The following is a 9,196-nucleotide window of genomic DNA, read 5'->3' on the forward strand; positions in this document are numbered from 1 at the left end:
TACTTAAGTTTTTGATTTTAATAAATATTGAAAAATTAATCTGATTATTAAATTTTTATTGAGAATAATGATGTCTATAAAGGGACATAAATTAGGGATTTTTCGTGGAGTACTAACCTAGCGATAATAAAAAACCCTGCCAGGGCAGGGTTTTAAATAACTTTCACTTAAATATTAGAAGTCATATGAAACAGATAGCCAGTAGTTACGGTCTGGAATATAAGTACCCGCTAAACCACTCGTCGTTTTAGTATATAGGAAAGCATTTTCAACTTCGTTATCACTATTAATAAATGACTTATAGTCGCCAAAGTCTTTGTTCAATAAGTTATTCACACGACCTGAAACAGTAACTTGATTGTTGACTTTATAAGATGCACCTAAATTAAATAGCTCATAGGCTTTTAACTTATTGCCGACAGCATCAATTTCACGACTTACATTGACATCGCTTAAATCAGGATCTATGAAACGTACACGGTCAGATTTATATTCAGCTTCTAACCAGGTAGTGAACTTATCATTCACATACCAAGTTCCTGTGAAGTTCAAAGCGTGACGAGGTGTATTTTCAATAGGATTACCTTTATTTTCACCTTCGGTAATTTCAGACTCTAACCAAGTATAGTTTGCTTTTACATCAAAGCTTGGAGAAATTTCATATTTAGCACTAAGTTCCACACCGTAGCTTTCAGCTTCGCCTGCATTGCCTTTAAAGCTAAAGTTTTGCTGATTATCAAAACTGCCTACAGTCATGCAGTTGTTTGCAGGTGCTTGTCCTGTTGGGCGACCTGCCCATAAACAGTTTTCAACGACGCGTGCATCACTGATGATAATATCTTTAAACTGAGTAAAGAACGCAGTGGTAGCTAAAGAGAAATTAGACAAGTTGTCGTAAACGAAACCAAGTTCATAGTTTGTGGTTTCTTCAGGCTTAAGATCTGGGTTGCCCAAAGTCACGTTTCGGCCTTGTGAGCTAAAACCATTGATTCCATTATGAAGGTCATTCGCTGTTGGAACTTTATAGCCAGTACTTATACCACCTTTTAAAATCAACTGATCATTGGTGTTCCAAACTAAATATGCGCGAGGTGTAAAGTGACCACCAAAAGCACTATGGTCTTCGTAGCGACCACCGAAAGTGAATGCAAGAGAATCCGTTAGATTCCATTCATCCTCAGCGAACACAGACCAAGAATCTTGTTTAAAAGCAACTCCATTACCTGCTGAGTTATCGATGGTTTCACCATCTTTATATTCAACACCAGCTGTAAGTTTATGGTTGCCAAGTGTTGAAATAATACGAGAATCAACGGTTAGGTCTTTATTTTCTAAAATACGATCTTGTGTACCATCTGAATAATAATTGTATTCAGGTACATTTCCTTTTGGAAGACGACGGCCTTCTTGTTCAGAAGAAACATAGTTTGCAAATGTTTTCCATTGACCTAAGCTAAGCTCAGCATCTACACCTGCAGAAATACGATCTCTTAAGAATTTGATCTCGTCTTTATATGAACCAATTCCTGATGGTAAACCTGTCGTACGGTTGAATTCGTAAAGTTCACCTAAACGGGCATCACTATTATCAAAACGTTGTTTAGCATGATCAAAGTCTACCCAAGTAGAGACATTATCATTTACATTTAGCGTAAGTTTTGTACCCACAGCATAATTATTTGCTTCTACTGTACGTGGGTCACGACCTTGGCTACCTTCATCAATAGTTTTTGCGGGGGTAACAAGTCGATCTGATTGATCGCGGTGGAAAAACTCGCCACGTACTTGTATACCAAGTTTATCTTGAATCACTGGACCATTAACAACTGCACTGGTTTTCCAGTTATTACCAATATCAGAATTTTCTTGAATATTCTGTTCAACAGAAACGTTACCATTCCATTCTGATGCAACTTTCTTGGTAATAATATTAATGATACCGCCCATGGCATCAGAACCATAAAGGGTAGACATAGGACCACGAATGACTTCAATACGTTCAATAGAAGCTAATGGTGGCATAAAGCTTGTACTAAATTCACCAAAACCATTTGGACCAATTGAACCAGAAGTATTCTGACGCTGACCATCGATCAAAATAAGAGTGTAAGATTGATTCAGACCACGCATTTGGATATTTAAACCACCAGTTTTGCCTTGGCCATTTCGTACGTCGACACCTGGTACTTCACTGAGCGCATCTGCAATACTGGTAATACCTTTTTTCTTTAATTCTTCTGCGGTTACTACACTAATTGAAGCAGGCGCATTTTTAATATCTTGTTCAAAACCCGCCGCTGAAACCACAATCGTAGACATTTGATGTGTTGTTGTAGGAGTCGCTGTCTCGTTCACAGTCTCTGCAAAAGTAGATGTTGCTGTAACCCCAAGAATTGCCAATGTAAGTGGACGAAGACTAAAACTATGCATGACCAGATTCCCGAACCGAAGAATAAATTAGTATTGTTGCTCAAATAAGAAACTGGATATTAATGATAGTATTTATCATTTGCAATAAAAATATACATTTTCTCTATTTAAATTGGGTTGACTAGGTATCTGGAAAGGTGGCAATTCAAGTGAAAAAAGGGCTTAAAAACTGGAACTCGCGCGTATTTTTTGTATATCCTTAAATGTTGTCATATAATGTGGCACATTTTTATAAACCTGTTATAACCTAATATATAGAGGAAGCCATGCAAGTAACTTCTGAAGCGGTTTCGGGCGTTGCCCGTCGTTTAAATGTTTCTGTACCGACGAGCCGTATTAATGAGCAATTTGAAGCTCGTTTAAAGCGCACTGCTAAAACTGCGAAGATCAACGGCTTCCGTCCAGGTAAAGTGCCTGTAAACGTAGTTCGTCGTGAATACGGCGCGGGTATCTACCAAGAAGTAGTAAACGATATTATTCGTGACACAGTTTTCGAAGCGATCCAGCAAGAAAAAATCAATGCTGTGGGCATGCCAAACATCGAAAAAACTGAAATGAAAGACGACGCGCTGGTATATACAGCGACTGTTGAAGTTTATCCAGAAATCGAAGTGAAATTCGACGGTTTGGAAGTTGAGCGTAAAGCAGCTGAAGTAAATGACAAAGACGTTGAGAAGATGATTGAAAATCTTCAAAAACAACGTGCTGCTTGGGCTGAAACAAAAGGCATGGCTAAAAAAGACATGCAAGTAACTTTTGATTTTGAAGGTTCAATCGACGGCGAAAAATTTGAAGGCGGTTCTGCAGAAGACTTCAAACTAGTACTTGGTTCTGGTCGTATGATCCCTGGCTTCGAAGACGGTATCGTTGGTATGAAGAAAGGCGAAGAGAAAGTGATTGATGTAACTTTCCCTGAAGACTACCAAGCTGAAAACCTTGCTGGTAAACAAGCTCAATTCAAAATCACTGTGAAGCTTGTTGAAAAGCAAAAACTTCCAGAAATCGATGCTGAATTCCTGAAAATCTTCGGTGTATCTGAAGAAGAAGGCGTTGAGAAGTTAAAAGCTGACGTTCGTAAAAACATGGAACGTGAAGTGAAGAATGGCCTTCGCAACCAGGTTAAAGGCGCGACTTTCGATGCACTTGTAGCTGCAAACGAAGTTGAACTTCCAGCTGCTATGCTTGCTCAAGAAATTGACCGTCAACGTCAACAAATGATCCAGCAGTTCACACAGCAGTTTGGTGCTCAAGGTGCGAAAGCATTTGATTCAAGCATGCTTCCAGACGAATTGTTCAAAGAACAAGCTGAAAAATCTGTAAAACTTGGCGTACTTGTAAGCCGTGTTTTAGCTGATGCGAAAATTGAAGTAGATGCTGCACGCGTTGAAGCGTACATCGAAGACATGGCTTCTTCTTATGAAGATCCAAACGAAGTAATTGAATACTTCAAAAACGATGCGCAACAACGTGCCCAAATCGAAGCAGTTGTACTAGAAGACCAAGTTGTTGATTACATTTTGGCTTCTGCTAAAGTAACTGATGCGACTGTAAGCTATGAAGACTTATTGAAAGAGCAGCAAGCTCGTCAACAAGGCTAATTTAGCTTTCGATAAAAAAGGCGCTTAATGCGCCTTTTTTTCATATTGATGCCTGAAAAAAGCATTTCTGTTTTTCACAAAACTAATGCAAAAAATATAATGGATTTGTTGGCGAATTTTTTGCAATTTCAGTGATTATCCCTCATATTGTGATTATGGGTTAGGTCACAAAAAATTTAGGAATAAATAAACGTATGTATGTTCCAACGATTGAAAACGCTTTAGTGCCAATGGTGGTAGAACAATCCTCTCGTGGTGAGCGTTCTTTTGATATTTATTCACGCCTTTTGCGTGAACGTGTAATTTTTATGACGGGCGAAGTTGAAGACAACATGGCGAACCTGATCGTTGCGCAAATGTTGTTTTTAGAGGCGGAAAATCCAGATAAAGATATTCATCTATATATCAATTCACCAGGCGGTTCGGTAACTGCAGGTATGGCGATTTATGACACCATGCAGTTTATCAAACCTGATGTCGTAACGTACTGCATGGGTCAGGCAGCATCAATGGGTGCATTCCTGCTGAATGCCGGTACCAAAGGCAAGCGTTATTGCCTTGAAAATGCCCGTGTCATGATTCACCAGCCATTGGGTGGTTTCCGTGGCCAGGCTTCAGATATTGAAATTCATGCACGTGAAATCCTGTTTATTAAAGAACGTTTAAACCGTTTAATGGCTGAACACAGCGGTCAGGATTACGAGAAAGTTGCACGTGATACAGACCGTGACAACTTTATGACTGCTCAGCAAGCGAAAGAATACGGTCTTGTGGACGAAGTTTTAACTAAACGTCCATAAGTTTTAAAGATTGAGATAGTGGAGTAAATATGTCCGAACATCCTCAAGGACAAAAGCATTGTTCATTTTGCGGTAAAACGCAGTCTGAAGTCGGGAAGCTGATTGCAGGCGAGGACGCATACATTTGTAACGAATGTGTGGACGTATGCTTAGATTTGGTTCAAACCAGTCAGCAGGTGGAAACCAATGACTGGGCCAATCGTCCTTTGCCGAAACCGCATGAAATTCGTGCGGCCTTGGATCAATATGTGATTGGTCAGGACGTCGCGAAAAAAACCTTGTCAGTTGCGGTTTATAACCATTACAAGCGCTTGAAAGTGCAAAATAATGGCAAGAAAGCTGATGATTCAGTCGAGCTTTCAAAAAGTAATATTATGTTGGTTGGTCCGACAGGCTCGGGCAAAACCTTGCTTGCACAAACGCTGGCACGTCTTCTTGATGTTCCATTTGCCATGGCAGATGCAACGACACTGACCGAAGCCGGTTATGTGGGTGAAGATGTAGAAAACATCGTACAGAAGCTTTTGCAAAAAGCAGATTACGATGTCGAAAAAGCGCAAAAGGGCATTATCTATATCGATGAGATCGACAAGATTACCCGCAAGTCTGAAAACCCATCCATTACACGTGATGTATCAGGTGAAGGGGTTCAGCAAGCATTATTGAAAATGATTGAAGGCACGGTTGCATCAATTCCGCCACAAGGTGGACGTAAGCATCCGCAGCAGGAATTCATTCAGATTGATACCTCGAACATCCTGTTTATCTGTGGTGGTGCATTCTCAGGACTTGAGAAAATTGTGCAGCAGCGTCAGGAAAAAGGTGGCATCGGCTTTACTGCAGAAGTGCGTAAAAAAGATGAAACCAAGAAACTGTCCGACTTGTTCCGTCAAGTTGAAGCAACTGATCTGGTAAAATTTGGTTTGATTCCAGAATTTATTGGTCGTTTGCCAGTGATTGCCACTTTAGACGAGTTGGATGAAGAAGCACTGATGCAGATTCTGACTGAGCCGAAGAACGCTTTGACCCGTCAGTATCAACATCTGTTTGATATGGAAGATGTGGATCTAGTTTTTGAAGAATCGGCATTACGTGCAGTGGCTAAGAAAGCAGTTGAGCGTAATACAGGTGCACGTGGTCTACGTTCGATCCTAGAAAATTCATTGCTGGAAACCATGTATGACTTGCCAAGCCGTAGCGATGTCGGCACTGTCGTCATCAATGAAGCCGTGATTAAAGGTGAAGCAGAGCCGGAATACCGTGCCGAGCGTCAGCCACATGATCAGCAAGAGACTGCGACAAAAATAGATTTAAAGGTCGTGAATAGCAAATCCGCTTAATTGCTATTCGTCCGAAACGTGCGAAAACTCCGTGTTTTCGCACGTTTTTTATTTCCAAAAATAAAGCTCGGTGTTAATCTGATTCACTAGGCGTGGATGCCTAAAACTTATAAAAAACAAATCGCAAAGCACTTGCATACAAAAGAATAAAGACGCAGTGAGGGATAAGCATGCGTGGAGTCGCAATTGTACTCATCAGCAGTTTGGCATTGCTGGGGTGTCATGGTAAGAAAGCCGTCGTTGAGCCTACACAGCCACTCAGCACTTTAAAAAATATCGATCTTGAAAAAAAACCGGGCTTTGTCGAGCAGCATCGTATTGGTATGTTCACCATTGGCGGTTGGGTCAATCAAAAGCAAGGCAACCAGTTTCAGGTGGTGAAACCGCAGCATGATGAAGCCGCCATCGTGTATTTATACCGGCCCGATTCCAGATGGAACCGTCAGGAAATTGTTGCTGCCAGCCTATTTATTAATCAAGAGCATATTCCAAGCTTATTGCATAATCATTATTATTGGATTGAGGTGCCTGCAGGGACGTATCGTTTGAGTACCAGCCGGCCATTAGGTGCGCTGCATTTCCAGAAGCCTAAATATCTGGATTTTACTCTCGAAGCAGGACAGTCTTATTTTATTAAATATGATGAAGAGAATATCAGTACACGCCGGAGTGTTTCCGGGCCGCTCATGCTGATGCCGGAAAAAGTTGGCCTGAATGAAATTGCTTTTACTCAGCTAAAATCAGACAGCTTTAACTTCGTGGCACAAGATCAAGAAACTGGCCAGATTCGTAAAAAAGCCCAAAAAATTGAACCGACTGCTTATGATCCATCATTAGATGTACAGCTGAAAGCACCTTTTAAACTTTGGGATCCACGTACCTGGTAGTTTGGACATTTTTTTGAGCAAACATCATAAAAAAGCACCCATTCAGGGTGCTTTTTTATTGTAGTAAAAATATTAGCCCGCAGCAGCGTCAACTACTGGAATCTTGCCAATTTTTGCTTGCCAGATTTTAGGTGCTGTCGCGTGAATAGAAGTACCATTCACATCAACTGCTACAGATACCGGCATATCTTTTACCACAAACTTGTAGATCGCTTCCATGCCTAGGTCAGCAAAGGCAACCACTTCAGCTTCACGGATGGCTTTAGATACTAAGTAAGCAGCACCACCGACAGCCATAAGGTAAGTCGCCTGGTTATCTTTAATTGCTTCAACGGCAGCAGGACCACGGTCCGCTTTACCGATCATGCCGAACATGCCAGTTGCTTCAAGGACTTGGCGTGTGAATTTATCCATACGCGTAGCCGTTGTTGGACCTGCAGGACCAACTACTTCATCACCGACTGGATCGACTGGACCGACGTAGTAGATAAACTTGCCTTTAAGGTCAACAGGAAGTTCTTCACCATTATTCAGCATGTCGACCATGCGTTTGTGCGCAGCATCACGGCCAGTGTAAATTGTACCGTTAAGAAGCAGCGTATCGCCTGGTTTCCAAGAGTTCATTTCTTCTTGGGTAATCGTGTCAAGGTCAACACGTTTAGAAGATGAAGAATCCCAAGTCACAGCAGGGTAGTCTTCAAGTTTAGGTGCTTGAATGTGTGCAACACCTGTACCATCTAACTGGAAGTGTGCATGACGAGTTGCAGCACAGTTCGGAATCATACCGACTGGCTTACCAGCAGCATGACATGGGTAATCCTTGATCTTAATGTCTAGAACAGTGGTTAAACCACCAAGACCTTGTGCACCAATACCTAAAGCATTTACTTTTTCGAAGATTTCGATACGAAGCTCTTCCATTTTGCTTTGTGGACCACGACGGAGCAATTCGTCCATGTTGATCTCTTCCATCAATGCTTCTTTGGCAAGCATCATGGCTTTTTCAGCAGTACCACCGATCCCGATTCCCAGCATACCTGGTGGACACCAGCCTGCACCCATGGTTGGAACAGTTTTCAGTACCCAATCCACGATTGAATCAGATGGGTTTAACATTGCTAGTTTAGATTTGTTTTCTGAACCGCCACCTTTGGCTGCCACAGTGATATCTACTTTATTACCAGGCACAAGCTTGTGGTAAATCACGGCAGGAGTGTTGTCTTTGGTGTTCTTACGACCAAATGCAGGATCAGCCAGAACTGATGCGCGAAGCACGTTCGAGTTTTCTAAATAACCCTGACGTACGCCTTCATTGATTGCATCATCCAGGCTCATGGTTAAATCGAATTTAACGTCCATGCCCACTTCAACAAATACGTTGACGATACCGGTATCTTGACAGATTGGGCGGTGGCCTTCTGCACACATGCGTGAGTTAATTAAGATTTGTGCGATCGCATCTTTAGCAGCTTTGTTCTCTTCACGATCATACGCACTGCTCATCGCTTGGATAAAGTCTTGTGGATGATAATAAGAAATGAACTGAAGCGCATCTTTAACTGATGTGATCAAGTCATCTTGCTTGATAATAGTTGTCATACAAATATCTCTTGAGCGGGCTGATAGCTAGCGGGCTAAATTATAAGACAAAAGAATCGGGTTGTGGGCATTTTGGGCGAGCATTGGCCGAAAGTTTATAGTTTAAGCAATCTGAGCAAGGACTTTAGCTATTCAATGGGTCAAATATGACAGCAAGTTGTCATATTCAGTGTCATATTTCAGATTAAAAATACGCATAATTTTTCTGATATTATATTAAGTATTTGAATTTTATTATTTATTTTAAATTTAATAAAAACCAGATTGTCATATAACTGTCATAAAACTTTTACATAATGCAGCTATCAAATAAAGGAGATCCTAACAATGGTTACAGGTATTTTGATGGCAGCTGGTTTTTGTGTATATATCGCTGCAACTTGGATGTATGGTCAGAAAGAAGAGCAAGCCTAAGCTTATCTTCTTTCTCCTATTTTAAGGTTTTATTGATTTACACTATCTTCAAATCTTCAAATCTTCAAATCTTCAAATCTTCAAATCTTCAAATCTTCAAATCTTCAAATCTTCAAATCTTCAAATCT

General features: G+C 40.9%; 6 protein-coding genes. 4 read left to right on the forward strand and 2 right to left on the reverse strand.

The window, feature by feature from the left end; all coding sequences use genetic code 11:
* Positions 1-174: 174 nt before the first annotated feature.
* Positions 175-2,430, reverse strand: coding sequence for a TonB-dependent receptor domain-containing protein (locus F894_RS03185; protein ID WP_005245956.1), 2,256 nt, complete (start codon positions 2,428-2,430; stop codon positions 175-177).
* Positions 2,431-2,696: 266 nt separating this feature from the next.
* Here F894_RS03185 and tig point away from each other — a divergent pair, with 266 nt between their 5' ends.
* The 4 genes from tig to F894_RS03205 all read left to right on the forward strand — a co-directional run bounded on the left by tig (position 2,697) and on the right by F894_RS03205 (position 7,055).
* A complete protein-coding gene (gene tig / locus F894_RS03190) occupies positions 2,697-4,028 on the forward strand; it encodes a trigger factor (RefSeq protein WP_004647426.1) in 1,332 nt (443 codons plus the stop codon).
* 194 nt (positions 4,029-4,222) lie between these two features.
* The gene (gene clpP / locus F894_RS03195) at positions 4,223-4,828 is read left to right on the forward strand and encodes an ATP-dependent Clp endopeptidase proteolytic subunit ClpP (RefSeq protein ID WP_004647427.1); all 606 of its coding nucleotides are present in this window, start codon (positions 4,223-4,225) and stop codon (positions 4,826-4,828) included.
* A 29-nt stretch (positions 4,829-4,857) separates the two neighbouring features.
* The gene (clpX, locus tag F894_RS03200; RefSeq protein ID WP_004278407.1) at positions 4,858-6,168 is read left to right on the forward strand and encodes an ATP-dependent protease ATP-binding subunit ClpX; all 1,311 of its coding nucleotides are present in this window, start codon (positions 4,858-4,860) and stop codon (positions 6,166-6,168) included.
* Between the two features lie 170 nt (positions 6,169-6,338).
* Positions 6,339-7,055 (forward strand): DUF2846 domain-containing protein, encoded by a 717-nt coding sequence (locus tag F894_RS03205; protein WP_005245957.1) that lies wholly within the window; start codon positions 6,339-6,341, stop codon positions 7,053-7,055.
* Between the two features lie 72 nt (positions 7,056-7,127).
* On the opposite strand, the gene F894_RS03210 is transcribed toward F894_RS03205, so the two are convergent.
* Positions 7,128-8,654, reverse strand: coding sequence for a fumarate hydratase (locus F894_RS03210; protein ID WP_005245958.1), 1,527 nt, complete (start codon positions 8,652-8,654; stop codon positions 7,128-7,130).
* Positions 8,655-9,196: the final 542 nt, after the last annotated feature.

Source organism: Acinetobacter sp. CIP 51.11 (assembly GCF_000369665.1).
Taxonomy (GTDB): Bacteria; Pseudomonadota; Gammaproteobacteria; order Pseudomonadales; family Moraxellaceae; genus Acinetobacter; species Acinetobacter lwoffii_S.